The sequence below is a fragment of the Lentzea alba genome (assembly GCF_011067745.1).
GTDB lineage: Bacteria > Actinomycetota > Actinomycetes > Mycobacteriales > Pseudonocardiaceae > Lentzea > Lentzea alba.
The window spans coordinates 316,343-341,407 of sequence record NZ_JAAMPJ010000010.1; the positions used below are offsets into that span (position 1 = coordinate 316,343).

Below are 25,065 nucleotides of genomic sequence, written 5' to 3' on the forward strand. Positions count from 1 at the left end.
CATCACCTGATCGCGGCGAGCAGCGCTCGGACGCCGGCCGCCCAGTCCGTGGTGAGGTCCGCGTACTTCAGATCGGCCAGGATCGCGGGCGGTTCGCCGCCGGTGAGCCGGACGGGCAGCAGCTTGACGCCGTGGCCGTTGAGCTGCCGCGCCAGCGCCGACATCCACTCCCTGCTCATCCACGGGCTCGTCGAGCCGGAACTGGAGTAGCACAGCACGACGTACGCCGAGCCGGTCAGCCCCTCGTCCATCTTCCCGATGATCGAGTCGCCCAGGTCGATCTCCCACGTGTCGAGCCAGACGTCGTGGCCGGCTTTGCGCAGGTCCTCCGCGAGCAGTTCGGCAGGACGCTCGTCGGCGAGCCGGTGACTGACGAAGACCGTGCTCACGACGTCCTCCAGGTTCAAGGACATCAACAATAACCCGCGGCAGAATTCCAGCCCATTCATTCCTGATGGACTGGAATTCCGCGCGACTGCTCAGATTCAGGAGTGCGGGCAGGTGTCGCGGTACTCCTCGATCAGCGTGCTGCGGGCCGGCGGCGGGCAGAGGAACTGCTCGTAGCGGGTGTCGTTGTCGATGAACCGCTTGAGCCACGAGATGCTGTACTTCGCGATCGTCGTGTTGGACGAGATCGGCGCCAGGTGCGAGGCGTTGTTGAGCTCCAGGTACGCCTTGTCCAAGGTGGACGGCAAACTCGTGTAGAACGGCTCGGAGTGCGACGCGACAGGGGCGATGGAGTCGTTCTCGGCGCCGATCACCAGCGTCGGCACCCGCACCGACGACCAGTTCTTCGTGGTGTGCCAGCCGGTCAGCGGGATCGCCGCCTGCAGGGCCGGCCGCTGGCTGGCCGCGCGCAGGGAGCCGCCACCGCCCATCGAGTGCCCCATGACGCCCAGCCGGGTGGCGTCGACCCGCGTCCGCACGGTGCTCTGCTGGGTGACGTAGTCGAGCGCTGCGAGCAGTTGCGACGCACGGCTGTCGGGCTGGTCGAAGATGCTGTTCGTGTCGATGGTGATCACCACGAAGCCCTGCGACGCGAGCCGCGGGCCCAGCCACGAGATGGTGGCCTGCGTGCCGGTGTAGCCGGGGGAGATGGCGACCGCACCGAACGTGCCGGACGCGGTGCTGGTCGGGTAGTAGATGGTGCCGCCGCCGAAGCCGCCGACCAGGGACGACACGGTGGTTTCGGACACGGCGAACGGGCCGCGTGACGCCTCGATGCTCGCGACGGTCGGCGCGGGGCCGCGTTCGTACGGGTTGGCTGCGGCTTGGGCGGTGGCCTGGGAGGTGCCGGTGGCGAGCACCAGCGACAGTGCGAGGGGGAGCAGGGTGCGGAGTTGCACGGCGTTGTACACCTCTATTCGGCAGGGGAACAGGGGAACGTTTCGACCCTGCAGCGGCGGCGCGCGGGTCCGCATCGGTGCAACCACCGGTCTCGGCGGGGAGCTTCGGCGGGAAAACTAACAGCGGTAGGTGAAATTCGCTCGGAACCCTTCCGTCGGTTGTCAAGGGGCCGCAAGACTGGCCGGATGCTGTGTGGGCGTGACGGGCAGCGCGTCGGTGTGGACGCGTTGGGCGGCTGTGCGCGCGTCGGGGATGGCGGGTCGTTGGGGTTGCGTGGGCGTGATCGGCAGCGTGTCGCCGTTGACGCGTTGGTCGAGCGTGCGCGCGCGGGACGTGGTGGGGCGTTGGTGCTGCGCGGCGAGGCCGGTTCGGGCAAGACCGCGCTGCTCAACGCGGTGAGGCACACCTACGACGCGTTACTTTGCGTGGACGTCCTCTCTCTCGACGACGACCTTGTACAACTCGCCCATGACATCCACGGCACGCGCGCCGCGCTGCTGATCGCTACCGAAGGCAAGCCGCGCGGGCTGCCGTGCATCACCCTCGACCCGTTGGACCGCGCGACGAGCATCAGCGTTCTGCGCGATCTGGTGCCCGGCGTGCCCGGCACGCTTGCCGAGGAGCTCGCCGACCTGGCCTGCGGCAACCCGCTGGCGCTCGTGGAGCTGGCGGGCTCGCTCACGTCCGCGCAGCTCGGGGGGACCGCGCCGGCGCCGGACGTGTTGCCGGAGAACAGCGAGTTGCGCGGCCGGTGGCGGGCTCGGTTCGACGCGCTGTCGCCCCAGGCGAAGCACGTCGTCGCGCTCGCGGCGGTGGACGAGGATCTTGACGCCGAGGCGTTGGCGATGCGGGACCTGGACGCGGTGGTGGAGGCGGGCGAGCTGCTCGACCTGCGCAGGCTGGTCCGGTCGGCGATCGCGGCGGAGGTGCCGATCGATCTTCGGTGGAAGGCGCACGCCGAGCTCGCCGCGACGTTGCCGTTGGGGGCCCGCTGGGCGTGGCACCAGGCGGTCGCGAACCAGGACGCGAAGCTCGCGGACGTTCTTACGACGCACGCCGAACGTGCCCGGCGCTGCGGGGACTTCGCCACGGCCGCTCGCGACCACGGCCGGGCCGCCCAGCTGACCAGCGATCCCGAGACGAAAGCCCACCGGCTGCTCAAGACCGCCGCCGATCACTGGGCTCATGGCGCGTCGCACCGGTCGCGGGCCGTTCTGCGGACCGCGGCGAGGTTGACCGACACGACCGAGCTCAAGGCGCTCATGGACCTGGTCGTGGGCGGCATCGACCTGGGCGAAGGACTCCCGGACGTCGCGGCTGACCGGCTGGTGCGCGCCGCGAAGGGGCTGGTCGGCACCAACCGCGGGCTCGCGGTCGCCGCGCTGGGGTTCGCGGGTGAGGCGGCGAACATCGCTGGCGACCCGCACAGGTACACGGCCGTTGCGGAGTTCGCGCGCGAGATACGCCGCAGCGACGAACCGCCGGCCACCCGGCTCACGCTCGACCACCTGGTCGGGATGTCCGCGACGCTCGAGGGACGGCACGACGAGGCGCTGCCGGAACTGAAAGAGGTCGTCCGGCTGGCCGACGAGGTCGCTGGGCCGCAGGCGCGCATCTGGGCCAGCCAGGCCGCCTACGTGCTGGGGGACGCCACCAGGTCGCACGAGATGGCGACCAGTGCGGTGACGGCTGCGAGAGAGAGTGGGCTCACGGCGCTCGTGCCGTGGGCGTTGGTGTACCGGGCGTTGTCGGCGTTGCTCCTGGACCAGCACGCCGCCGCCCTCACCGCCGCGACCGAAGGCGTCCACGCGGCTACGGCGATCGGGCAGCACAACGCGGTGGTCGACCACTTGACGATCCTCGCTCTGTTGGCGGCGCTCAGAGGTGACGCGGAGACGGCGGTGCACCGCATGGACACCGCCACGGAGCACATCACCCAACGAGGACTGACGAGACCGGGCACGTTCGGCGCGTGGGCGTTCGCGTGCGTCGACCTGGCCCGCGACCGGCCCGCCGACGCGCTGGACCGGCTGCGGCTGCAGCCCGGCCACGCCGGCATCAAGGTGATGGCGGCACCGCAGGTCGTGGAGGCCGCGGTCGCGTGCGGCCGACCGTCCACAGGGGACAGAGCGTTGCGGCGGTTCGAGAAGTGGGCCGACACCACCGGCAGCACGGCCCGGATGGCGCTGTCCCACCGGTGTCACGGCCTCCTGGAAGCAGGAACCGCCGACGAGCACTTCGAGGAAGCGATCCGGTTGCACCGGGCCAGCGGCACCGCCCTGGAACTCGCCAAGACCGAGCTGCTCTACGGCAACCGGTTGCGCCGAAGCCGCAAACCCAAGGCGGCGCGGGAACATCTGCGGGACGCCGTGCGCATCTTCGAGTCCTACCAGGCTGATCACTGGGTCGCCCGTGCTCAGGCGGAACTGCGCGCGGCAGGTGATCCCACCGGCGAACCGAAGGACCACCCTGACCTGACGCCGCAGCAGGCGCAGATCGCCCGGCTGGTCGCCGAGGGTGCCACGAACCGCGAGATCGCCGCGCGGTTGTTCCTGAGCCACCGCACCGTCGAGCACCACCTGCGCAACATCTTCGCGCGGCTCGGCGTACGGTCACGGGTCGAGCTCACCCGGAGGCTCGACTGAGGAAGATGGAGGTCGTGTGCGTGACGACTACCGGCACTGGCAGCGGATTCCGACCCGGTGGGCGGACAACGACGTGTACGGACACGTGAACAACGTCGTCCACTACGCGTTCATGGACACCGTGATCAACACGTGGCTGATCGAGGCGGGCCTGGACATCCAGGCCGGTCAGCAGATCGGGCTGTGCGTGGAGTCCCACTGCAACTACCGCGCCTCCGTGTCGTTCCCGGACGCGCTGGACGCCGGGCTGCGCGTCGGGCACCTCGGCCGGTCGAGCGTGCGTTACGAGGTCGGGTTCTTCCTCGAAGGAAGCGCCGACGTCGTGGCGGAAGGCCACTTCGTGCACGTGTTCGTCGACCGCACGACCCGCAAACCGGTGGAGATCCCCGCGAACCTCCGCACGGCGATGGAAGGTCTGGTGGTCGCGTGAAGACCCGAGGCGCGGTGCTGACCGGCGTCGGTGGTCCGCTCGAGATCGTCGACCTCGAGCTCGATCCGCCCGGACCCGGCGAACTGCTGGTGCGCGTGCACGCCACCGGGCTGTGTCACTCCGACCTGTCCGTGATCGACGGCTCGCGCATCCGGCCGTTGCCCATGGTGCTCGGCCACGAGGCGGCGGGCGAGGTCGTCGAAGCGGGACCGAACGCCGAGTTCAAGCCGGGCGACCACGTCGTGATGTCGTTCGTGCCCGCGTGCGGCGCCTGCCGTCGCTGTGCTGCAGGGCGGCAGGCGTTGTGCGAACCGGGCGCCGCCGCGAACCGCGACGGCACCCTCCTCAGCGGACACCGCCGGTGGACGCTCCCGGACGGCACCCAACCGCACCACCACCTCGGCGTGTCCGGGTTCGCCGAGTACACCGTCATCTCCGACCGGTCGGCGACCCTCGTGCCACCGGACCTGCCGCTCGACATCGCCGCCCTGTTCGGCTGCGCGGTGCTGACCGGCGCGGGTGCCGCGTTCTACAGCGCCCAGGTCGTGCCGGGGGAGAAGGTCGCGGTGTTCGGCCTCGGCGGCGTAGGCCTGGCCGCCGTGCTCGCGGCCGTCACGGCGGGCGCGACCCAGGTCGTCGCGGTCGACGTCGTGGCACACAAACGGCAGCTCGCCCTCACCCTCGGCGCGACGCACGAAGCCCCGGGCGGACCGGACGTCGTCGAACACGTCCGAGAACTCACCAACGGTGGTGCCGACAAGGTCATCGACACCACCGGCGTCGCGGCCGTGCTCGAACAGGCTTACGCCGCAACAGCTGTCGGCGGCACCACGGTCACGGTCGGCCTGCCGCACCCGGATCGCACCGTCACCCTTCCCGCGCTGAACCTGGTCGCCGAGGAACGCACGCTCAAAGGCAGCTACCTCGGCTCGTGCGTGCCGCGCCGGGACGTGCCCCGGTTCGTCGACCTGTACCGGGCGGGGCGCCTCCCCGTGGACGGCCTGCTGTCCGGGCGACTGAGCCTGGACGAGGTCAACGACGGGTTCGCCAGGCTCGCGTCCGGCGAGGCGGTGCGGCAGGTCGTGATCATGGCCTGAGCCGTTGCCTGATCTCGGTTTTGAGCACCTTGCCCACCTTGGACCGCGGCAGGTCGGGCCAGATCTCGACCTGCTTCGGCGCCTTCACGCTGCCCAGGTGCTCCTTCACGAACGCGATCAACGCGTCCGGGTCGGCTTGACCAGCGGCGCGAAGCTGGACGACCGCGGCCACCCGTTCACCCCACTTCTCGTCCGGCAGACCGACAACAGCGCTGTCCTGGACCGCGGGATGGGCCTGCAACGCCTTCTCGACCTCGGCCGAGTAGACGTTGAACCCGCCGGTGATGATCATGTCCTTGGCCCGGTCGACGATGTAGAGGAAGTTGTCCTCGTCGAGATAGCCGATGTCACCGGTGTGGTGCCAGCCGTGCGCGCTCACCTCGGCGGTGGCCGCGGGGTTCTCGTGGTACCCGGCCATCACCAACGGCCCGCGGACCACGATCTCCCCGCGCTCACCGGGAGGCAGCAGCGCGCCGTCCGCGGCCATGATCGCGACCTGGGTCAGCGGCGTCGGTCTGCCCGCCGACGACAACCGCGCGGTCGCGATCGACCCGTCGGGCAGGAAGTGATCCGCGGGAGCGAGCGTGGCGATCATGTTCGGCGCCTCGGTCTGCCCGAACAGCTGACCCATCACCGGCCCGATCCGGTGTAGCGCCTCGGTCAGCCGCACCGGGGACATCGGCGCGGCGCCGTACCAGAGGCAGCGCAACGAGGTCAGGTCCGTCGAGTCCAGCGCGGGGTGGTCGAGCAGGCCGTAGATCACCGTCGGCGGCAGGAACGCGTGCGTGATGCGGTGGTGTTCGATCAGCCGGAGGAACTCGCCGAGATCCGGCGCCGGCATGATCACGGTCTCGCCGCCGAGTGCCATGATCGGGAACGTGAGCACGCCCGCCGAGTGCGTGAGCGGCGCCAGCGCCAGGTAGCGCGGCCGCTCGCCGAACGGGTAGCTCATCAGGGTCAGCGCGGTCGCGGTCTCCAGGTTGTGGCCGGTCAGCCGCACGCCCTTGGGTTTGCCGGTCGTGCCGCCGGTGCCCGCGAGCACGCAGAGGTCGTCCGGCAGCGTCACCAGATCCGGCTCCCTGCCGTGGGCCGCCAGCCACTCGTCGAACGTGACCGCGCCGTCGACCTCACCGTCCAGGCACACCAGCGTGGTCAACGCCGGCAGGTCACCGCGGATGCGTTCGACGAGAGGCGCGAACTTCGCCTGGAAGAACAGGCACCGGCAGCCGAACAGATCGAGCAGCTCCCGGTTCTCCGCCGCCTCGTTGCGGGGGTTGACCGGACACCACACCGCGCCGGCCCGCGAGGTGCCGAACACGCAGGTGAGCGCGAGCGGGTCGTTCGCGGACAGCACCGCGACCCGGTCTCCAGGCCCGATTCCGCTGTCCTGCAACGCTCCCGCGATCGTGCGGGAGCGTTGCTGCACTTCGGCGTAGGTCTGGTAGACGTCTCCGATGGTCAGACAGGGGGCGTCGCCGCCGAGCGACGCGCCCTTGTCGAGGTAGCCGTGGAGCCGCATCAACGGTGCACCTCGACGATCGGGTCGAGCACGAGACCGAACGACCGCAGCGCGCCCAGCAGCTCCCGGTGGCCGAACGCCTGACAGCCCGACGCGAACCCGACCCGGCGCGGCGCGTCCTGCAACAGGTGCACCGCGGCGTGCACGTTCAACAACGCCGTCTGCTTGTAGTTGCAGTTGCCGTGGATGACGCAATGCGCGCGCCCGAGCGGTCCGGAAGCGTGCACGGAGTCCAGCGAGATGTTGATCCGCGGGTTCTCGCGCGGCGGCATCTCACTGCGCACCTGCGCGGAGAACTCGTCGACGATCCGGTACTTCTCCTCGTCCGACTTGCCCTCCATCTGCTGGAGAGCGGCGGTGACGATCTGCGGCACCCCGAGCATCAACGGCCGGTTGAACACACCACCGAGCGCCCGCACCGACGCCACCCGCGGATCCTTCTTGAACCACACCGGATGCGCGGTGCCGCCCCACGGCAGTGCCAGGCCCAGTTCGTGCTGGCCGGGCACGACGAGCTCGTACAGTCCCGCGTCGGCCGGCCATTCGACGTACTGGTTCTGTTCGAGGTAGTAGGCCTTCGCGAACGCGGCGTTCGTGAGGATCGTGTTGGTGGAAGCGACGGTGGGATAACCCTTCCAGAACACCCCGATGTCCAAAGTGTCCAGACCGGGCTGCTCCAGGCAGATCTGCGCGGCGATCTCGCCGACCGTGTACATCTGGGCGATGCCGGGCGACAGCAACAGGTTCTGCTTCGCGAACTCGGCGCCGTACCGCGCGTCGGCGTCGATCATCCAGTCCTGCTCACCGTTGGTGTCGGTGTAGTGCGCACCGACGTTGAGGCTCGCCCGCACCGCTTCGTGGCCATAGCGGGAGAACGGCCCGACGGTGTTCAGCACGACCTTGGCGCCGGTGAACGCCTCCGTCAGCGCCGCCTCGGTGTGCTCGACCTCCAGGACCTCGTAGTCGACGGTGTCGATGCCGGGCACCGCGTCGACGGCTTCCTTGACGCGCTTGCCGTCCCGACCGGCGGCGAGGAACGGGACCCCGTACTCGCGCAGGTATTCGCAGATCAGGCGGCCCGTGTAGCCGGAGGCGCCGTAGACGACGACAGGCTTGCTCATCACATTCCCATCCCACCGTCGACCGGAAGACCAGCTCCGGTGATGAACTTCGAGGCGTCCGAGGCCAGGAACACCACGGCGTCGGCCATGTCGTCGACCTGCCCGAGCCGGCCGAGCGGGGTCAGCTCCACCACCGCGCCCGCCGCCGCCTCGGGTGAGGGGAACAGGCCGAGCTCGGCGCAGTCGACGGCGAGCTGGTTGCCCATGGCAGTGGGTGTGAGACCGGGGTAGATGCAGTTGACCCGCACGCCGTAGCCGAGCTTGCCGGACTCCGCGGCCGCCACCCTGGTCAGCCGGTCGATGGCGGACTTGGTCGCCGAGTAGACGCTGATGCCGGGGAAGGCGATGGTCGCGGCGACGGAGGCGACGCTGATGATCGAACCGCCGTTGCCCGCCGCGCCGCCCGGACGCATCGCGCGCAGCCCGTGCTTCATGCCGAGCGCGGTGCCGAGGACGTTGACGTCCAGCATCCTGCGCACGTCGGCGGGGTCGAGCTCGGTGATCAGGCTGGTGATCTCGATGCCCGCGTTGTTGACGAGGATGTCGAGCCCGCCGATCGCGTCGACCGCGGTGTTCACGGCGGACGCCCAGCTGTCGTCGTCGGTGACGTCCAACGGCACGAACTCCGCGGTCGCGCCCGAGTCACGCAGTGCTTGGGCGGTCTGCTTGCCTTCCTCCTCCAGGACGTCGCCGATCAGCACCGCCGCGCCGGCTGCGGCCAGCGCCTCGGCCATGCCCGCGCCCAGTCCTCGCGCACCCCCGGTGACCAGCGCTTTCCGTCCGTTCAGCTGATAGCTCGTCATGGCGACGCCTCCTCGGTGAGTTGGCTCACACCCTAGCTGCGGCTTGACAGTCGTCAAGTTTTTCCTTGACGACTGTCCAAGATTTTTTGGACGAGTGGTCAACTGTTGTCGAGATCAGCGTTAGGATCCGAGGCGTGACAGACGTCGCTGAGAGCAAGGTCGCGGAGAGCAAACAGGACCGCATCGCCCGCCGGCAGGTCGACAAGTTCGACGCCCGGCGGACCGAGCTCGCCGTGGCGACCCTGCACACGCTGGCCGAACTGGGGTACGCCCGCACCAGCCTGCGGGAGATCGCGCAGAACTCCGAGTTCTCGCACGGCGTCCTGCACTACTACTTCGCGGACAAGCGCGACCTGATCACCGAGGCCGTGCGCCAGTACGAGGTCGTCTGCGTGACGCGGTACGACGAGGTGGTGGCGCACGCCGTCACGTCGGAGCAGCTGCGGGCCGAGTTCGTGGCGATGTTCTTCGACACCCTCGGCCAGGACGCCACGCTGCACCGGCTCTGGTACGACCTACGCAACCAGAGCCTGTTCGATGCGTCGTTCCGGGCGGACGTGCTGGAGATCGACACCCACCGGGAAGCCATGGTGTGGCGGGTGATCAGCCGCTACGCCGAGCTGCTGGGCGGGGTGGTCGCGGGGTCTTCTGGCACTGTTTACGTGACGCTGGACGGCGTGTTCCAGCGGGCTTTGCTGCACCACCTGGCCGGCGACGCGGAGACCGTGGCGCGGTTGCGGGCCGAGCTGCCGGACGTGATCGATCTCCTGGTGTCCAAGGCGGACTGAGCGCGACTACGGTGGTCGGGGCAGGGGCTGCGGAAGGCGGGTGACGTGCTGACGACCACGAGCGTCGAGGCGCGGCGGCAGGTGGACGAGCGGATCAGGCGCCTGGAGTCGCGGCTGGTCCGGGAGCACGACGAGGTGCCGCCGAGCCTGGTGCACGAGTGGATCGAGCGCGCCAACGCGCGGTTCGGTGACGCTCGGGTGCGGGACTTCGTGCCGTTGCTGGTGGAACGCGCGGTGCGGGCGTCCGTGCTGGGCTTCTCGGCTGACCCGCCGGAGATGTCGGGGACCTGGCTGTCGGACTGGGCGCGGAACACCGCGCGGCGGTTGCTCGCCGCCGAGCTGCCGCGTCGCTGGGCGCACACCGCCGGAGTGGCGCGCCGGGCTGGGCAGGTGGCGCGCGTGTTGCCGGTCGAGGAGCGCGAACTGCTGGTCGCGGCCGCCTGGGTGCACGACATCGGGTACGCGTCGGAGCTCGTCGACACCGGACTGCACTCCCTCGACGGGGCGCACTACCTGGTGCGGGCCGGGCTCGATCGGCGGGTGTGCGGGCTGGTCGCGCACCATTCCGGGGCGTCGGCGGTGGCCGAGCTGACCGGGTTGGGTGAGCGGCTCGCGGAGTTCGGCGACGAACGTGGCCGGCTGCGGGACGCGCTCTGGTACGCCGACATGACGACCAGCCCGGACGGTCATCCGACGACGGTCGAGGCGCGGCTCGCCGAGATCCGGCGGCGGCGCGGGCCGGACGATCCGGTGGTGCGGGCGCTCGAGGTCAACGTCGACGAACGGCTGGCGGCGGTGCGGCGGGTTCACCGGCTGCTGCGGCGGACGTACCAGCCGGTTCGCGACCGCGGCTGATGCGCGTCGCGGTCGTCTCCGGGGGCGATCCTGGGCACGTCGTGCCGGCGATCGCGTTGTGCCTGAGGTTCGCGGAGGCCGGCGACACGCCGGTGCTGCTCACCGGTGATCGGTGGGTGGACGCCGCGAAGGGCGAGGGGATCACGGCGGCACGGGTGACCGGGCTGGCGCTGGCGGACCTGCGAGATGCCGCTGATCTCGGCCGCGCGCTGCACGACCAGGCCGCGGAACTGGCGACCAAGCTCACCCCTCAGCTGGCGGCGATCAGCCCTGACCTGGTGGTGTGCGACGTCCTGGCGTTGGGCGCGAGCATGGCCGCGGAACTGCTCGGCGTGCCGTGGGCGCAGCTCTCCCCGCATCCGCTCTACGAACCGTCGAGGGCGCTGCCGCCGATGGGCAGTGGGCTGGCCGCGGGCCTCGGACTCAGAGGCCGGCTGCGGGACTCGGTGCTGCGGGCGATGACGGCCAGGTCGCTCCGTCAGGGCGAGCGGCAGCGCGCGGTCGTGCGGCAGCGGATCGGTTTGAGCGCGCGGGGAGCGGGGCCGGCCGTGCGGTTGATCGCCACGTTGCCCGCGCTGGAGGTGCCGCGCCCGGACTGGCCGGGCAACGCGCACGTGGTCGGGCCGCTGTTGTGGGAGGCGAGCCGGGAGCGGATCAGCCCACCGGGGGGCGACGCTCCGCTGGTGATGGTCGCGCCGTCGACGGCGTGGACCGGGGCCGCCGACATGGCCGGGATGACGCTCGACGCGCTGCGGGAGCTGGGTGTGCGGGCCGTGGTGTCGACGTTCGCCCCGGCACCGGGCGAGCTGCCGGCGTGGGTGCGGTCGGGGCCGGGCAGGCAGGACGAGTTGCTGCGCGCGTCGTCGGTGGTGGTCTGCGGTGGCGGGCACGGCATGCTGGCCAAGGCGTTGCTGGCCGGGGTTCCCGTCGTGGTCGTGCCGGGTGGCGGCGACCAGTGGGAGATGGCGAACCGGGTGGCGCGGCAGGGGAGCGGGGTGATCGTGCGTCCGGCCACTGTGGACGGTTTGCGTGCCGCGGTGGCGCGGTTGCTGGGTGACTCGCGGTTCGCTGCCGCGGCGGCGCGTGCGGCGGCGACGGTGGCCGAGGTTCGCGATCCCGTCGAGGTGTGCCGCGCCGTGCTGAGGGTTGCCACCTGACCGGGTGAAGTTCTGTCCAAACGGTGGCAGCGAGTGGATTTTCGGCAGCGCGGTCCGGTAATCCCTGCGCCGTGCGTCTTCCTCACGCGGTTTGGATCAGCGGACTGTTGGTGCCCGCGCTGCTCGCCGCCACCGGCGTGCTCGTGTACGGCAACGACGTCGAACGGACGTTGTACGCCGATGTGCGTTCTGCGCTGAGCAAGGCCGGCTATCACGGCGTGGTCGAGGTGAACGGCCGTTCGGTCGTGGTGAGCGAAGTGTCGCCGCGGTCCGTGGACGCCGTACGCGCCGTGGTCTCCGACGTGTCCGGTGTCAGCAGCACCGACGTGCGTCCCGCGGGCCCGGAGCAGCTGCTCGTGGCCGTGCGCGGTGGCGAGATCCTGTTGTCCGGCGCGGTGGCGGACGACACCGAACGCGTGGCGCTGCTCAACGCCGCGAAGGCCGACGACCACCGCGTGACGGCCGCGCTCCGGCTCGGCGGCACCCTGCCCGTCCCACCGGTCGTGGTCGGGCGCCTGGTGTCGGCGGCGCTGTCCGCCAAGGTGTCCGAGGTGACCACGACCATCCACAACGGACAGCTCGCGATCGCCGCCCGCGTCCCGGACGAAGCGCGCGCGACCGCGGTGCGGGACGCCGTCAAGCAGGCCGCGAACGGACTGCAGATCACCGACCGCGTCGAGGTCGGACCGTCCACGTCCGCCGGTGATCTGAACGTCGCGGCGTTGCACGACTCGATCAACCGCCTGGTGAACGGCAACGGCGCCATCCGGTTCGTGCAGGGCACCACCGGGTGGGAAGGCCACGGCCCGGTGCTCGTCGAACGCGTCGGCCGCATGCTTCTCGTCGCACCGCGCGCCTCGATCACGTTGGTGGCGCACGGCACCGACCCCGCGATGGCCGCGAAACGCGCGGAGATGGTCCGCGACGTGCTCGTGGGTCAAGGCGTGTCGCCCGCGCTGATCGCACTTGAGACCCGTCCCGCCCCCGACGGCGAGTACGACCCGGCACTGCGCCAGGTCGACGTCGTAGTCCGCTAGGAGTTCGTCGTGCTCTGGTTGTTCGCGCAGATGTTCGTGCTCTGCCTGGTGTCGTTCGGTGTCGGTTCGCTGATGACGTGGCTGTCCGTGCGCAACCGGCTGCGTCCCGAGCCGCCGAAGCCGCGGCTGGCCCTGCCCGCGCCGAGGCGGGCCGCGCCCGAGGACGTGGTGGTGGAGCAGCCGCCGGTCCGGCAGTCGTTGCCGCTCAAGGGGAACTCGAAGACGATGGTGTACCACACCTCCGATTCCCCTTACTACAACCGGATGAAGGGCGACATGGCGTTCGCCTCGGAGGCGGAGGCCGTCGCCGCCGGGTACCGGATGTGGACCACCAAAGCTCGCGTGAAGGTGTGACCGTCACACGAGCGAGATGACCATCATGGGTGGGTTGGTCGGAGTCGCGGACCCTCCCTGCGGCTCCACCGTCACCGCCACCTTCTGCGCGCCGGACACTCCCGACGCCATCATCGGAGCCGACCCGGTCGCCGGCAGCAGCCCCGCGGGCCGGGGGTCGCCGGCATCGAGGAACCACAGCTGGTAGACCCGGTCGGCGGGTGGTTCGGGCAGATCCCGGCTCAGGAACAGCAGTTCGTCCCGGCTCGCCGACACCACCGCGGTGCCCGTGGCGCCGTCCGGACCGGCCGCGCTGACCAGCTTGACGTCCGGGGTGGACAGGAAATCGGTGAACTGGCTGTACTCGCGGGAGATCTGGGCCAGCGTGTCACTGTCCTTCGTGGACCCCAGGCCCTGTGCTGTCACGACGACCGCCGCCACCAGACAGGCGGCGACGAGCAGACCGCCCGCCTCGCGCAGCCTGCGAATCCGGGGCACGCGGGCGGTTCGCGGTGGCAGCTGCCGGGTCTCGGCGGCGGCCTTGAGCACCCGCGCGCGCAGGTGTGGAGGCGGTGGGGAGTCGACCGCCGTGCCCAGCCGGCTCGCCGTGGCGGTGAGCTCGGCAACCTCAGCGGCGCAGCTGCCGCACCGGTCGAGGTGAGTCTCGAACGCCGTTCTTTCGGTGTCCGCCAACGCGTTGACGGCGTAGGCGCCGGTGAGCGTGTGCAGTTCTGCGGATGTGCTCCTCATCCGGTCACCCCCATGCAGTCGCGGAGTCGGATCAGGCCGTCGCGCATCCTGGTCTTGACCGTGCCGAGCGGCAGCCCGAGCAGGCTCGCGACCTCGGGATACGAGTAGCCCTGGTAGTAGGCGAGCAACACGGATTCGCGCTGCAGGTCGGTCAGGTTGCCGAGGCAGCGGCGCACCTGGCGTTGTTCCAGGCGGCCGTCGACCTGTTCGCTGACCTCGTCGAACGGCCTGGTGGTGTCGAGACGTGCCACGTGTTCCTCGCGGTGCGTGGCGGCCTGGGCGGATCTCACGCGGTCGACGGCGCGCCGGTGCGTCAGGGTCAGGATCCAGGTGTTGGCGCTGCCCTTGCCGGGGTCGAACCTGGTCGCGGTCCGCCACACCTCGAGCATCACCTCCTGGAACACCTCCTCCGACTGCGCCTGGTCGCGCACAACCCTTCTGATCAGGCCGAAAACCGAGCCGGACACGTGGTCGTACAACCGCTCGAACGCCGCCTCGTCGCCCCGTGCCACCAGGGCCAGCAGGTCGTTGGCAGTGGGTTCGGCCGGGCGGTCGTCGTCGCGTGGAATGCTTTGCAGCGACCGCTCACGCTTCGGCATCGGGCTTCCTTTCCACGGCGTCGTCCTCTGGTGTTCGCGGCAGAGGCGTCTGTGGATCGGTGTTGAACGGGTTGTTCTGTTTTGGTCCATTGTGGACAGGCGGATTGGTAACGGATCGGTAACCGCACCCATCCGTTCTCCGAGTGGTGGCGAATCACGTGCAGCAACCGCTCGACCACTTTTTGGAGATGTCCTGTCATGAACAAGACCGTCCGCAGCACCGCCCTGGCCATCGGCGCCGTCTCGTTCACCCTGTTCGCCGGCGCCTGTGGTTCGGGTGACATGGCGAGCAGTGGCAACACCAGCTCCACGCCAACCTCGACGACCTCGTCCGCCGCGATGGCCGACCCGGCCCGTGACCTCGTCGGCCCCGGTTGTGCCGACTACGCCAAGCAGGTCCCGTCCGGCGCCGGTTCCGTCACGGGCATGGCCGCCGACCCGGTCGCCGTTGCCGCGAGCAACAACCCGTTGCTCACCACGCTCGTGAGCGCGGTGTCCGGCAAGCTCAACCCGAAGGTGAACCTGGTCTCGACGTTGAACAGCGCCGAGTTCACCGTCTTCGCGCCGGTCGACTCGGCGTTCGCGAAGATCGACGCCGCCACGATCGAGAGGCTCAAGACCGATGACGCGCTGCTGACCAAGATCCTGACCTACCACGTGGTGCCCGGTCAGATCGCGCCCGACGAGATCGCCGGGGACCAGAAGACCGTGCAGGCCGGCGTGGTGAAGGTGTCCGGCTCGGGTGACGCGCTGAAGGTCAACGACGCCAACGTGATCTGCGGTGGCGTGCGTACCGCCAACGCGACCGTCTACCTGATCGACTCGGTGTTGCTGCCTCAGTGATCTCGGCGCTGTTGCGGCAGTGATGGTGTGCGGCAACGCTCTCAGGAGTGGAACGGATCGGGCCCGTCACCCGGCAGCCAGCTGATGCCGGGTTCGGTCCAACCGCTGCGTTCCAGCATCAGGGCGGCTTCGGCGGCGTGGGGTTCCAGGAGCCGCGACAGGTAGAGGCGACCGGCTAGGTGGTCGGTCTCGTGCTGGAGGCACCGGGCTGAGAACCCGGTGCCTTCCACCTTCACCTCGGCGCCGTGGAGGTCGACGCCGGTTACGCGGGCCCAGGCCGCTCGGCTGGTCGGGAAACGCTCGCCGGGTACCGAAAGGCAGCCTTCGTGTGCGGTCAGCGGGGGTCCGGAGGTCTCCAGGACCGGGTTGATCACGTGGCCCCGGTGATGGCGGCCGGTGTCGTCCGGGCAGTCGTAGACGAACACGCTGCGGCTGTCGCCTACCTGGTTGGCTGCTAGGCCCGCGCCGTTCGCGGCGGTGTTGGTGTCGAACAGGTCCTCGACGAGTTGTGCCAGGTCGTCGTCGAACTCGGTGATCTGGGTGGTGGGGGTGTTTAGGCGCGGGTCGCCGGCCACGAGGATCGGGCGGATGGTCATGGCTTGACCGCGGGTGGCATCACGATCCGTTCGGCGACCACTGGGGGTGGGGCGGCTCGGCCTGGGCCGCCCGCGTTGATCCAGGCGATGACGCCGTGTATCGCGTCGTCGTTCAGCACGGAGCCCACCCAGGCCGGTTTGGCTCCGGCTGCCCGTGCGGCAGGGGTGGGTTGCACGACGACGATGTTCGACGACTCGCAGGCGTCCAGGCAGTCGGCCACGCGAACGGTTGGGAGGGCTGCTCGCAGGACCTCGAGTTGGTGGTCGTGGTCGACGTTGGGGTGTTTGCGGGTGGTTCCGCAGCAGCATCCCCGGCAGACCGTGATCCGTGGCGTCATGATCTGGATCTAACTCGATTGTGCCGGGCTGGTTTCGGTGTCTGTGTTCAACGTCGCCAGTGGCACGACCTTGCGGGTGGTCGCGGTTGAAAAGCGGCTCGGCTGCGCCTTCGCTTCGCCTCGCCTGCACCATCGCGTGCGGAGCTACTCGCTGGGTGAGCAGCCTCGGTTGGCGTTGATCTCGTCGCGGTGCTCGATCGCCCACTCGGCCAGCGCGATCACCAGCGGCACCAACGTCTTGCCGAGCGCGGTCACCTCGTACTCGACGCGCGGCGGCACTTCCGGGTAGGCCGTGCGGCTGACCAGGCCGTCCTCGACCAGGTGCTTCAGCGTCAGGGTGAGCATTCGTTGGGAGATGCCGCCGATCGCCTTCTCCAGCTCGCCGAAGCGCAGCGGGCCCGACCGCAGGGCGCCCAGGGTCAGCAGGCTCCACTTGTCGCTGATGCGGTCCAGCACCTCCCGGACCGCGCCGCCGTCGTTCAGCAGCGGCGGACAGGTGCGTGTGCGTGTGATCCCGGCCACAGCTCGCCTCGCTTTCCTGGACACATACATCGATGTGCCTTTTGCGGCGCTTCAAAACTTACACAGCATGTGGCTACGCACAACTCGTAAGGATTGGAGACTGCGGTGAACATCGCGTTGTGGGTGGTGCAGGGGCTGCTGGCGGCGGTCTACCTGGCGGCCGGCGTCATGAAGGTGGTGCGCCCGCGTGAGCAGATGGTCGCGTCCGGCGGGTTCGAGTGGGCCAAGGACATGACGGACGGGGCCGTCAAGGCGATCGGTGCCGTTGAGGTGCTCGGTGCGCTTGGGCTGGTCCTGCCGCAGCTGACCGGCATCGCGCCGGTGCTCACGCCGATCGCCGCCGTTGGGCTGGTGATCGTGCAGGTTTTTGCGATGCGGGTGCACCTGAAGCTGGGGGAGACCAAGTCGTTGCCCGTCAACGTGGTTCTGTTGCTCCTGGCCGCGTTCGTGGCGGTGGGGCGCTTCGCCGTTGGATGATGGGGTGCATGCGCCTGCACGAAGGTGAGGTCGAGGCCGCGGGATGGCGGGTCGAGAAGCTGGCGGACCTTGTGGGACGACTGCGTGCACCCAGACGGCCTGTTCTCGTCGCGGTTGACGGACGCGGCGGCGCCGGGAAGTCCACCCTCGTCGAACGGATGCGGCAGGTTGTTCCCCGGTCCGAGGTCGTGCACACCGACGACATCGCGTGGAACCAGGCGTTCTTCGACTGGGCGGATCTCCTGGCCCACAACGTGTTGCGGCCTCTTCGCCGGGGTGAGGCGGTCGAGTTCCGGCCGCCCGCCTGGATCGAGCACGACCGGCCGGGGGCGATCCGCGTCCCGGCCGGGGCGGACGTCGTGTGGGTTGAGGGCACCGGGATCATCCGCGACGAACTGACCGCGTGGTTCGACGCGTCGATCTGGGTGCAGGGCGACCTGGATGAGCAGGAACGTCGGTTGGTGGCGCGGGACGGTGATTCGGCGGCGCAGCGGCGTCACGTTGCCGCGTGGCTGGCTGAAGAACTGCCGTTCATGCGCAGGGAACGGCCGTGGGAGAAGGCGACGATTGTTGTGGCCGGCACGACCGGACTTCGCCACGATCCCGAGACCGAGGTCGTTACAGGTTCTTGTGGAAGATGAGGAAGTCGCACGGGCAGGCGAGGTGCGGGGCCAGTTGTGGGAAGGCCTCGCCGAAGTCGTCCGTGCGTACGACCTGGTAGCCGATGCGCGTGTACCAAGCCCGCAGGAAGTTCTTGACCGGATGCGTCCAGGTTTGGGGGACCAGCAGTTCCAACTGCAGGCGGGACAACCCGCGCTCGCGCGCCCAGGCCTCGGCGAAGGTGACCAGGTCGCGGCCGAGGCCGGTGCCGCGTTCTTCCGGTGCGGCGACGAGCATGCCGAACTCGCCGGTGTTGTCGTCCAACTGCTGGATGCGGATTGCGCCGACAAGACGCCCGGACGATCGGGCCACCGCGATTTGCCCGGCGTCGACGAGGCTTGCCATCTCGGACTCGGTGGTGCGGGCCGTGTCGCCGACCCACAGGCCCTTCTCGGCCTCGGCATAAACGCGGTTCACCAGGTCGGCTAGTTCCGCCGCTAGACCGGGAGCGGCGGAGGCGAAGGTCACCACGGGGACGGTTGGGTGGTCTCGGCGAGCTTGTCCGCGTGTTGGAGCACTCCCAGTTCGCGCAACATCCGGTCGCGCTGGGCGGGGTCGTGCGCTACGTGCGAGACGTGCAGTGCCTTGCGCAGGCGGGCTTTTCGCCACGGCGTCCAGCGGCTGGCCAGGGCCAGCTTGGCCGCGCGCAACGCCGCACGGTCGCGGGTGCGCGCCAGGGCGTCGCGGCCGTCGTCGCCCAAGCCCAGCAACGACAACACGCGTTCCCGCAGTTCACGGCCTACGCGTGCCCAGGTTGTCGTGCGTTGGCGGGACGCGCGGATCTCGATGCCGAGCGCCAGGTGCAGCATCACCAGGCCCAGCACCGGTCCTAGCAGGACGCGGGCAGTGCCGGCGATCGGGCCGGACAGGCTCAGGGCGGCGAACGCGGCGAACGCCGTCAGCGCCCACGCCACCAGTCGTGCCGGACCGGGGCGGCCGTCGCGGCGCACGCCACCGCGCATGGCCCAGCCGCACGCGATCAGCGCTGCCTCCATCACGGAGAACAGGGCGACGCGCTCCCAGGTGTCGGTGATGCCCAGCCGTTGCTCGAAGAACCGCCACGAGGTGTCGACGCTGACGCCGATGCTCAGCAGTGCGACCGCGTAGAAACCCTTGGCACCATCGGGTTTCGGGGGCTCAGCCGGTTCGGGGACCTCGCGGTCGGCCTCGTCCATCTCGGCGATCAGTTCCGGGGTCAGCAGCACGTGGCCGCCGGTGTCGGTCACGCCGTTGCGCGCACGCCACTCGTTCACGATCGCTGCGGCGTAAGGCCTGCCCGGTTCCTTCTGGCCGTGTTTGAACAGCCACCTGCGCACGTCCTCGACGGTGCACCCGCGCGGCATGTGCTCCAGCGCGTACAGGATCTGCGACTTCTTGGTCTTCAAGCGGCCTAACGCGGCGGCGTGGTCGGTTAGTTGGCCGACCTCGTCGGTGGTCACTCGTGCTCTCCGTCCTTCGTGTGGATGTACAGGGGCACGCGGACCCGCGGAACCCTACCGGGTGACTGGACAAGATCCACACCAGGTTTAGGACGTTGACACTGTCACGGTTGCAGTGTCACTATCGAGTGGTGTGGACGCTCGACGAGTTGCTGGAACGTGTCTCCGCCGCGCTGACGGCGGAGTACTCGGGCGCGCCCAACGGTCGCGTGCGGGACGTGCCCGACCGGCGGGCCGTTCGCTGGTACGCGACGACCGGGCTGGTCGACAGACCGTCCGCGATGCGCGGCCGCACGGCGTTGTACGAGAAGCGCCACCTGCTCCAGCTGGTGGCCGTGAAGCGACTGCAGTCGGAGGGGAGGGCGCTGGCGGAGATCCAGACCGAGCTCGCGGGCGCCACCGACCAGACGCTGGCGGCGATCGCCCGAGTTCCCGAAGAACTGCTCGAGAGCGGTGATCCGGCACCACCGGAGGCAGTCCGTCCCCGGTTCTGGGCCGAACCCGCCGCCGCACCGGCTGCGGCGCCACCACCGGCGCAGGCCGTCGCGTTGAACGGGGTCGCGCTCGGCGGAGGCGCTGTCCTGCTGGTGCCCGGTACGCCCACCGCCGCCGACTGCGCGGACCTCGCGGCCGCCGCCCGGCCGTTGCTCGACCTGCTCGCCGCCCGTGGTCTGCTCACGAATGAAAGGGAGTCCTGATGACCATCTCCGTCGCCCCGATGACGTCCACCGAAGCGGACCGCATCGCCCGGACCAGCGAGGACGCGGGTGTCGGCGCGCTGCGCACCGAACGCGGCAACCTGCCGCTGGAGCGCCTCGACGTGCGGGCGACGATCACCGGTCTCGTCGGCCGCGTCGTGCTGACGACCGGCTTCGTGAACACCCACGACACCGCCCTCGAAGCCACCTACGTCTTCCCGCTGCCGGACCGCGCCGCCGTCACCGGCATGAAGATGACCGCCGGCGACCGCACCGTCGAGGCCGAACTGCAGGAACGCGGCGCCGCGCGCCAGGCCTACGACGACGCGATAGCGGCGGGCCGAAGAGCGTCCATCGTGGAGGAGGAGCGGCCCGACGTCTTCACCATGCGGGTCGGCAACATCCCGGCGGGCGAACGGGTGACCGTCGAGCTCAGCCTGGTCGGGCCGCTGGTGTTCGAGGACGGCGCGGCCACGTTCCGGTTCCCGCTGGTGGTGGCGCCCAGGTACGTGCCGGGCTCGCCGCTGCCGGGGCCGTCCGTGGGCGACGGGTACGCCGACGACACGGACCTGGTGCCGGACGCGTCCCGGATCACGCCGCCGGTGCTGCTGCCGGGCTTCCCGAACCCGGTGCGGCTCGGGATCGGCGTGGAGATCGACCCGGCCGGGCTCGAGCTCGGCGAGGTGCGGTCGAGCCTGCACACGGTCGTCACCGAGGGCAACACGGTGTCGGTCGTGCCGGGAGAGCGCGTCGACCGGGACTTCGTGCTGCGCCTGGCCTACGCGGGCAACAGCTCCGCGGCTGTGTGCGTGCCCGATCCCGACAACGCCGACGAGGGCACCTACCAGTTGACGGTTCTGCCGCCGGACCTGTCCGGCCAGGTCCGCCCGCGTGACGTCGTGCTGCTGCTGGACCGTTCCGGCAGCATGTCGGGCTGGAAGATGGTCGCGGCCCGGCGCGCGGCGGCTCGGATCGTCGACACGCTGACCAACGACGACACGTTCTCCGTGATCACCTTCGACGACCGCGTGGAACGGCCGACGGAGCTCGGCAGCGGGCTCGTCGCGGCGACCGACCGGCACCGCTTCCGCGCCGTCGAACACCTCGCGGGCGTGCAGGCGCGCGGCGGTACCGAGATGTTCGAGCCGCTGCGGCAGGGCCTGAGCCTGCTCTCGGACGTGCGGGAGGGCCGCGATCCGGTCCTGGTGCTGGTCACGGACGGGCAGGTCGGCAACGAGGACCAGCTGCTGCGCGACATCGATCCGGTGCTCAACCGGACACGGGTGCACGCCGTCGGCATCGACACGGCGGTCAACGCGGGGTTCCTCGGCAGGCTGGCCGCGGCGGGCGCGGGCCGGTGCGAGCTCGTCGAGAGCGAGGACCGCCTGGACGAGGCGATGGCGCACATCCAGCGGCGGATCGGCGCGCCGTTGATCACCGACGTCGTGGTGGCGCCCGAGTCGTCGTTGCCCAAGCAGCCCACGGCGATCTACCCCGGTGTGCCGCTGGTCGCGTTCGGCCGTTACCGCGGATCGGCGCCGGAGTCGTTGAGCGTGCGCGGCCGGACCAGGGACGGTTCGGACTGGCAGGAGACCGTGCCGGTGGTGCGTCTCGCCGAGCCCGCGGTCCGGGCGCAATGGGCCCGTGCGGCGCTGCGCGACCTCGAAGATCGGTACGCGACCGGTGAGCGGGCGGTGGAGCCCGAGATCGTACGGACCTCGTTGCGGTTCGGTGTGTTGTGCCGCTTCACCGCGTTCGTCGCGGTGGACGAGCAAGTGGTGTCCGACGGGAAGGTGCATCGGGTGGTGCAGCCGGTCGAGTCGCCTGCGGGCTGGGAGATGCCGGTGGCACCGTTCGCCGCCGCGCCGATGGTGAGTTTTGGCGCGGCGCCCGGCGGTGGGTACGGCGGTGGCCCCGTGGCGCGGTCCGCGTTCGACGGCGCACCTCTGCCTCCTCCGGCACCGCAAGCCGCCGCGGGACGCACCCGAGGCCGTCCTCTGGCGTCCAAGATGATGCCCGCACCGGCACCCGTGCCGTCGCCCGACGACCCGGCGGAGCTGCGCAAGATCGCCGCGTTGGAAGTCGGGCGGCTGGAGCAGGACGCGGGACGGCCCGACTGGGAACGCCGGGAGCTGCTCGCCGACCTGGCCAGCCGGCTCGGCACCCTCGTCGCCTCGCGGCAGGGGCCGGCGTACGAGCCGCTGCGGCAGCTGGTCGTGGAGCTCACGGCGGGCGGGGACGTGAACCAGTTGTGGGCACGGGCGCAGCAGGTGCTGCGGGAGTTCGCCCAGCAGCCCGCCGCACCGGAGCGCCGGCGGAGTTTCTGGCGCTGATCGGACGATTGCCCACCCGTGGCGCTGCCGGAACGCTGCTACGGGTGAGCGCGTTCGGGGAGTGGACGACGGCCGAGGGCCTGCCCGCGTTCGACTACCGGGCGGGCCCTGCGCCGTGGGATCCGATCCTCGACCCGCCGAAGTCCGTGCACCGGGTGCACTTGGGCAACCGCCGGATCACGTTGGTGGCCGGCAGTGACGGGCTCAGCAGCGTGTGGGACGAGCACCTCGGGTGCCGGTGGCTCGCCGAGAACACCGGCATCGCCCGGTTCGGCGAGCTTTCCACCGACGCCGCCACGACAAAGCTGTTCGGTCCCACCTTCTTCCGTCTCTCCGTGGCCGATGCGCACGCCGAGGTCGAACGCACGATCATGTGCCCGGAGGGCGAGGCGCCGTGGGTGCTCATCCGGGTCGACGTGGTCAACCGAGCCGAGACGACGCTGCACCGTTCCCTGACCGAGGAATGGGTGGTGCGCCAGCGCTCGGTGAACCTCGAATTCGGCCCACCCGCTGTTGATGAGGGGAGCTTTCCTAAACCTGACGTTGATGAAAGCTCCCCTCATCAACAGCGGGTGGGGCTGGAGGTGTGCGGGGGCGAGCGGGTGGAGAGCGTCGACGGGGCGTTGACGGTCGGGGTTGCGGTGGAGGTGCCGCCGGGCGGGCGGAAGACGGTGTGGTTCCGGTTCGGTTTGCTGGACGGACCGGTGGAACCGGCGGTGGTTTACGCCGACAGCTTGGCCTCGCTGCGGGAGCGGCTGCCGGCCGAGACTCCTGAGATCACCTGGCACGCGGCGATGCTCACCGGTGGCGCCTGCGTTGATGGCGTGCTTGGCGGTCACACGCTGAACCAGGGGTCCGCCTATGCGTTCCGGCACGGATTCAACGGCGCGGCAAGGGATCCGTTGCAGCACGCGCTCCCGCTTGTCCACCTCGAACCGGACCTCGCGCTGTCGGTCCTGCGCAACACGTGTGCCTGGGGGAGTCCTGACGGGGATCTGCCGTACGCGCTGGACGGTCACAAGCAGCCCTGGACCCAGCTGTTCCGGCCGTCCGACCAGAACCTGTGGGCGCTCTGGCTGGCCGCCGAGTACGCCGCGGCGACCGGCGACCTGGCCGCGTTCGGCCAGCCGGTGCCGTACCACCCCTGCCACGGCGCCGATCCCGTGCCGCTCGCCGAGAACCTGCGGCGCCAGTTCCGGTTCTTCGTCGACGAGGTCGGCGTGGGGGAGCACGGGCACGTCCGCATCCTCAACGCCGACTGGAACGACCTCGCCATCAGCGAGTCCGGCGTGGACCGCGACCTGATGATCGAACGCGGCGAGTCGGTGCTGAACTCGGCGATGGCCGCCTGGGTGCTTCCGGTGTACGCGGGCCTCGCCGAACGGCTGGGTGATCACGCGACGGCGGAGGAAGCGCGTGAACGTGCGGCCGATCTGCGTGAACGCGTTGCGGGGGAGTGGAACGGCCGTTGGTTCCGTCGCGCGCATGCCCCAGGTGGTAACCCCGTGGGCGATCACGACCTGTGGCTGGAGGTGCAGCCGTGGGCGATCCTCTGCGGTGCGGCCACTCCGGAGCAGGCACGGTCGTTGCTGCACACGATCGACGAAACCTGCCGAGCCGGCTCACCGCTGGGGGCGCGGCATCGGTGGCCCGTCAGCGGGCAGGGCCAGGTGTGGTTCTCGGTCAACATGACGCTGATCTGGGCGGCCTCCCGATACGACCCGGACCTGGCGTGGGACGAGTGGCGGCGCATGACCCTGCACGCGCACACCGCCGCCTACCCCTCGACGTGGACGGGCACGTTGTCCGGCCCCGACTGCTACCTCGCGCCGGAGAGCGATCGGCCCGGTGAGACGTGGGCCCTGCCCGATCTCGGCGTCGCCATGCAGGCCTACCCCGTCGCCAACCTGCACAGCCATTCCCAGCCGTTGCTCGCCCACCTGCGGCTGCGAGGCGTCGAACCCAGGTTCAGCTGAGCGCGAGCAACGCCGTGAGCAGGTCCTCCGGCGTCTCGACCTGGGGCAGGTGGCCGGTGCGGGGGAGCAGGGTGAACGTCGCGGACGGGATCGCGGCCGCGTACGCCTTGCCGTAGCCGGGGTCGACGATCCGGTCGCTCTCGCCCCAGAGCACGTGGACGGGAAGGCGCACGTCGCCGAGCCGTTCGAGCAGGGTCGGGTCCGACATGGACGGTCCGGTGTAGCCGATGAGCGCCTGCACGTCCGGGCTCGGGCCGCCCCCGGTGGGTGCGGGCAACCTGCTGGGGTCGTGGAACGAGAAGGACCGGATCTCGGCGACGGACATGCCGCTGACGTCGGTCATCGGGTGGCCGGCGACCTCGACGCCGATCCCGTTGACGATCACCGCGCTGCTCACGCGGGGGCTGGCGCCCAGGGCGATCTCGGCCGCCAGCCAGCCGCCGAACGAGTTGCCGAGCACCGTCACGTTCGTGAGGTCCAGCTGGTCGAGCATCGCGATGTAGTGCCGTGCGAGGTCGGGAACGTTGGTGAGCCCGGCCCGCGAAGTGCCGCCGAAGCCGGGATGGGTGGGTGCCAGCACCTGGGAACCGGTGCGTTCAGCCAACAGGTCGGCGAACGTCGTCATCGTGGCAGCGCCGCCTCCGCCGTGGAGGAGCAGGTAGGTCTGAGTCATATAAGGAACCTTAGATAAGCATGCTTAGA

General features: G+C 70.2%; 27 protein-coding genes. 14 read left to right on the forward strand and 13 right to left on the reverse strand.

Features of this window, described 5'->3' with window-relative positions:
* Window positions 1-2: 2 nt before the first annotated feature.
* Both G7043_RS32580 and bdeA read right to left on the reverse strand, forming a co-directional pair.
* Entirely contained in the window at window positions 3-413 is a 411-nt protein-coding gene (locus G7043_RS32580; protein ID WP_166052262.1) for a toll/interleukin-1 receptor domain-containing protein, read from the reverse strand.
* 72 nt (window positions 414-485) lie between these two features.
* A complete protein-coding gene (gene bdeA, locus G7043_RS32585; protein ID WP_390828604.1) occupies window positions 486-1,346 on the reverse strand; it encodes a bis(hydroxyethyl) terephthalate hydrolase in 861 nt (286 codons plus the stop codon).
* Window positions 1,347-1,532: 186 nt separating this feature from the next.
* Here bdeA and G7043_RS32590 point away from each other — a divergent pair, with 186 nt between their 5' ends.
* From G7043_RS32590 to G7043_RS32600, 3 genes are read left to right on the forward strand one after another with little or no spacing between them, the layout of a single operon-like run.
* The gene (locus tag G7043_RS32590; protein ID WP_166052266.1) at window positions 1,533-3,992 is read left to right on the forward strand and encodes a helix-turn-helix transcriptional regulator; all 2,460 of its coding nucleotides are present in this window, start codon (window positions 1,533-1,535) and stop codon (window positions 3,990-3,992) included.
* A 16-nt stretch (window positions 3,993-4,008) separates the two neighbouring features.
* A complete protein-coding gene (locus tag G7043_RS32595) occupies window positions 4,009-4,422 on the forward strand; it encodes an acyl-CoA thioesterase (protein WP_166052268.1) in 414 nt (137 codons plus the stop codon).
* Entirely contained in the window at window positions 4,419-5,519 is a 1,101-nt protein-coding gene (locus G7043_RS32600) for a zinc-binding dehydrogenase (RefSeq protein WP_166052270.1), read from the forward strand. The genes G7043_RS32595 and G7043_RS32600 overlap by 4 nt, the downstream gene beginning before the upstream one ends.
* Here the strand turns inward: G7043_RS32600 and G7043_RS32605 are convergent.
* Genes G7043_RS32605 through G7043_RS32615 form a run of 3 tightly spaced genes read right to left on the reverse strand, consistent with a single transcriptional unit; the run spans window position 5,509 to window position 8,962 of the window.
* Window positions 5,509-7,038 (reverse strand): acyl-CoA synthetase, encoded by a 1,530-nt coding sequence (locus G7043_RS32605; protein ID WP_166052272.1) that lies wholly within the window; start codon window positions 7,036-7,038, stop codon window positions 5,509-5,511. The two genes, G7043_RS32600 and G7043_RS32605, sit on opposite strands and share 11 nt — an antisense overlap.
* The gene (locus G7043_RS32610) at window positions 7,038-8,159 is read right to left on the reverse strand and encodes a DUF5938 domain-containing protein (RefSeq protein WP_166052274.1); all 1,122 of its coding nucleotides are present in this window, start codon (window positions 8,157-8,159) and stop codon (window positions 7,038-7,040) included. The genes G7043_RS32605 and G7043_RS32610 overlap by 1 nt, the downstream gene beginning before the upstream one ends.
* The gene (locus G7043_RS32615; protein WP_166052276.1) at window positions 8,159-8,962 is read right to left on the reverse strand and encodes an SDR family NAD(P)-dependent oxidoreductase; all 804 of its coding nucleotides are present in this window, start codon (window positions 8,960-8,962) and stop codon (window positions 8,159-8,161) included. Before G7043_RS32615 ends, G7043_RS32610 begins: the two co-directional genes overlap by 1 nt.
* A gap of 134 nt (window positions 8,963-9,096) precedes the next feature.
* On the opposite strand from G7043_RS32615, the gene G7043_RS32620 reads away from it, so the two are divergent.
* The 5 genes from G7043_RS32620 to G7043_RS32640 all read left to right on the forward strand — a co-directional run bounded on the left by G7043_RS32620 (window position 9,097) and on the right by G7043_RS32640 (window position 13,153).
* On the forward strand, window positions 9,097-9,750 hold the full coding sequence (locus G7043_RS32620) for a TetR/AcrR family transcriptional regulator (protein ID WP_166052278.1): 654 nt from the start codon (window positions 9,097-9,099) through the stop codon (window positions 9,748-9,750).
* A 45-nt stretch (window positions 9,751-9,795) separates the two neighbouring features.
* Entirely contained in the window at window positions 9,796-10,605 is an 810-nt protein-coding gene (locus tag G7043_RS32625; RefSeq protein ID WP_313888185.1) for an HD domain-containing protein, read from the forward strand.
* Window positions 10,605-11,762 carry a glycosyltransferase gene (locus G7043_RS32630; protein WP_166052280.1) on the forward strand — a complete coding sequence of 386 codons (1,158 nt, stop codon included), beginning with the start codon at window positions 10,605-10,607 and terminating at the stop codon, window positions 11,760-11,762. The genes G7043_RS32625 and G7043_RS32630 overlap by 1 nt, the downstream gene beginning before the upstream one ends.
* 110 nt (window positions 11,763-11,872) lie before the next feature.
* Complete coding sequence (locus G7043_RS32635) at window positions 11,873-12,799, forward strand: hypothetical protein (RefSeq protein ID WP_166052283.1); 927 nt, start codon at window positions 11,873-11,875, stop codon at window positions 12,797-12,799.
* A 9-nt stretch (window positions 12,800-12,808) separates the two neighbouring features.
* On the forward strand, window positions 12,809-13,153 hold the full coding sequence (locus tag G7043_RS32640) for a sunset domain-containing protein (protein WP_166052285.1): 345 nt from the start codon (window positions 12,809-12,811) through the stop codon (window positions 13,151-13,153).
* Window positions 13,154-13,156: 3 nt separating this feature from the next.
* On the opposite strand, the gene G7043_RS32645 is transcribed toward G7043_RS32640, so the two are convergent.
* Together G7043_RS32645 and G7043_RS32650 are read right to left on the reverse strand one after the other, a co-directional pair.
* Window positions 13,157-13,882: an anti-sigma factor gene (locus G7043_RS32645; protein ID WP_166052287.1), complete on the reverse strand. Its 726-nt coding sequence runs from the start codon at window positions 13,880-13,882 to the stop codon at window positions 13,157-13,159.
* Entirely contained in the window at window positions 13,879-14,481 is a 603-nt protein-coding gene (locus G7043_RS32650; RefSeq protein ID WP_166052289.1) for a sigma-70 family RNA polymerase sigma factor, read from the reverse strand. The genes G7043_RS32645 and G7043_RS32650 overlap by 4 nt, the downstream gene beginning before the upstream one ends.
* Window positions 14,482-14,679: 198 nt before the next feature.
* Between G7043_RS32650 and G7043_RS32655 the strand changes: the two genes are divergently transcribed.
* Window positions 14,680-15,324, forward strand: coding sequence for a fasciclin domain-containing protein (locus tag G7043_RS32655; RefSeq protein ID WP_166052291.1), 645 nt, complete (start codon window positions 14,680-14,682; stop codon window positions 15,322-15,324).
* 41 nt (window positions 15,325-15,365) lie between these two features.
* Here G7043_RS32655 and def read toward each other — a convergent pair whose 3' ends face one another.
* The 3 genes from def to G7043_RS32670 all read right to left on the reverse strand — a co-directional run bounded on the left by def (window position 15,366) and on the right by G7043_RS32670 (window position 16,780).
* A complete protein-coding gene (gene def, locus G7043_RS32660; RefSeq protein ID WP_166052293.1) occupies window positions 15,366-15,920 on the reverse strand; it encodes a peptide deformylase in 555 nt (184 codons plus the stop codon).
* On the reverse strand, window positions 15,917-16,258 hold the full coding sequence (locus G7043_RS32665) for a hypothetical protein (protein ID WP_166052295.1): 342 nt from the start codon (window positions 16,256-16,258) through the stop codon (window positions 15,917-15,919). Before G7043_RS32665 ends, def begins: the two co-directional genes overlap by 4 nt.
* Window positions 16,259-16,402: 144 nt before the next feature.
* Window positions 16,403-16,780, reverse strand: coding sequence for a winged helix-turn-helix transcriptional regulator (locus G7043_RS32670; RefSeq protein WP_313888186.1), 378 nt, complete (start codon window positions 16,778-16,780; stop codon window positions 16,403-16,405).
* Between the two features lie 105 nt (window positions 16,781-16,885).
* Here G7043_RS32670 and G7043_RS32675 point away from each other — a divergent pair, with 105 nt between their 5' ends.
* Together G7043_RS32675 and G7043_RS32680 are read left to right on the forward strand one after the other, a co-directional pair.
* Complete coding sequence (locus tag G7043_RS32675; RefSeq protein ID WP_166052299.1) at window positions 16,886-17,257, forward strand: DoxX family protein; 372 nt, start codon at window positions 16,886-16,888, stop codon at window positions 17,255-17,257.
* Between the two features lie 8 nt (window positions 17,258-17,265).
* Window positions 17,266-17,898, forward strand: a complete 633-nt coding sequence (locus G7043_RS32680; RefSeq protein ID WP_166052301.1) for a uridine kinase family protein — start codon at window positions 17,266-17,268, stop codon at window positions 17,896-17,898.
* Here the strand turns inward: G7043_RS32680 and G7043_RS32685 are convergent.
* Both G7043_RS32685 and G7043_RS32690 read right to left on the reverse strand, forming a co-directional pair.
* Window positions 17,876-18,385 (reverse strand): GNAT family N-acetyltransferase, encoded by a 510-nt coding sequence (locus tag G7043_RS32685; RefSeq protein WP_313888187.1) that lies wholly within the window; start codon window positions 18,383-18,385, stop codon window positions 17,876-17,878. The two genes, G7043_RS32680 and G7043_RS32685, sit on opposite strands and share 23 nt — an antisense overlap.
* The gene (locus G7043_RS32690; protein ID WP_166052303.1) at window positions 18,382-19,356 is read right to left on the reverse strand and encodes a hypothetical protein; all 975 of its coding nucleotides are present in this window, start codon (window positions 19,354-19,356) and stop codon (window positions 18,382-18,384) included. The genes G7043_RS32685 and G7043_RS32690 overlap by 4 nt, the downstream gene beginning before the upstream one ends.
* Before the next feature lie 131 nt (window positions 19,357-19,487).
* On the opposite strand from G7043_RS32690, the gene G7043_RS32695 reads away from it, so the two are divergent.
* The 3 genes from G7043_RS32695 to G7043_RS50065 are packed head-to-tail and all read left to right on the forward strand — an operon-like array spanning window position 19,488 to window position 24,363.
* The gene (locus tag G7043_RS32695) at window positions 19,488-20,054 is read left to right on the forward strand and encodes a MerR family transcriptional regulator (protein ID WP_166052305.1); all 567 of its coding nucleotides are present in this window, start codon (window positions 19,488-19,490) and stop codon (window positions 20,052-20,054) included.
* A complete protein-coding gene (locus tag G7043_RS32700) occupies window positions 20,054-22,387 on the forward strand; it encodes a VIT domain-containing protein (protein WP_166052308.1) in 2,334 nt (777 codons plus the stop codon). The genes G7043_RS32695 and G7043_RS32700 overlap by 1 nt, the downstream gene beginning before the upstream one ends.
* A 44-nt stretch (window positions 22,388-22,431) precedes the next feature.
* Window positions 22,432-24,363, forward strand: a complete 1,932-nt coding sequence (locus tag G7043_RS50065) for a GH36-type glycosyl hydrolase domain-containing protein (protein WP_166052310.1) — start codon at window positions 22,432-22,434, stop codon at window positions 24,361-24,363.
* Here the strand turns inward: G7043_RS50065 and G7043_RS32710 are convergent.
* A complete protein-coding gene (locus G7043_RS32710) occupies window positions 24,356-25,036 on the reverse strand; it encodes an alpha/beta fold hydrolase (RefSeq protein ID WP_166052312.1) in 681 nt (226 codons plus the stop codon). The two genes, G7043_RS50065 and G7043_RS32710, sit on opposite strands and share 8 nt — an antisense overlap.
* Window positions 25,037-25,065: the final 29 nt, after the last annotated feature.

Coding starts and splice junctions, on each gene's coding strand:
- G7043_RS32610 (WP_166052274.1), bottom strand. CDS start 8,159: ATGAGCAAGCCTGTCGTCGTCTACGGCGCCTCCGGCTACACGGGCCGC.
- G7043_RS32580 (WP_166052262.1), bottom strand. CDS start 413: ATGTCCTTGAACCTGGAGGACGTCGTGAGCACGGTCTTCGTCAGTCAC.
- G7043_RS32710 (WP_166052312.1), bottom strand. CDS start 25,036: ATGACTCAGACCTACCTGCTCCTCCACGGCGGAGGCGGCGCTGCCACG.
- G7043_RS32615 (WP_166052276.1), bottom strand. CDS start 8,962: ATGACGAGCTATCAGCTGAACGGACGGAAAGCGCTGGTCACCGGGGGT.
- def (WP_166052293.1), bottom strand. CDS start 15,920: ATGACCATCCGCCCGATCCTCGTGGCCGGCGACCCGCGCCTAAACACC.
- G7043_RS32590 (WP_166052266.1), top strand. CDS start 1,533: ATGCTGTGTGGGCGTGACGGGCAGCGCGTCGGTGTGGACGCGTTGGGC.
- G7043_RS32700 (WP_166052308.1), top strand. CDS start 20,054: ATGACCATCTCCGTCGCCCCGATGACGTCCACCGAAGCGGACCGCATC.
- G7043_RS32645 (WP_166052287.1), bottom strand. CDS start 13,882: ATGAGGAGCACATCCGCAGAACTGCACACGCTCACCGGCGCCTACGCC.
- G7043_RS32680 (WP_166052301.1), top strand. CDS start 17,266: ATGCGCCTGCACGAAGGTGAGGTCGAGGCCGCGGGATGGCGGGTCGAG.
- G7043_RS32605 (WP_166052272.1), bottom strand. CDS start 7,038: ATGCGGCTCCACGGCTACCTCGACAAGGGCGCGTCGCTCGGCGGCGAC.
- G7043_RS32665 (WP_166052295.1), bottom strand. CDS start 16,258: ATGACGCCACGGATCACGGTCTGCCGGGGATGCTGCTGCGGAACCACC.
- G7043_RS32655 (WP_166052291.1), top strand. CDS start 14,680: ATGAACAAGACCGTCCGCAGCACCGCCCTGGCCATCGGCGCCGTCTCG.
- G7043_RS32630 (WP_166052280.1), top strand. CDS start 10,605: ATGCGCGTCGCGGTCGTCTCCGGGGGCGATCCTGGGCACGTCGTGCCG.
- G7043_RS32650 (WP_166052289.1), bottom strand. CDS start 14,481: ATGCCGAAGCGTGAGCGGTCGCTGCAAAGCATTCCACGCGACGACGAC.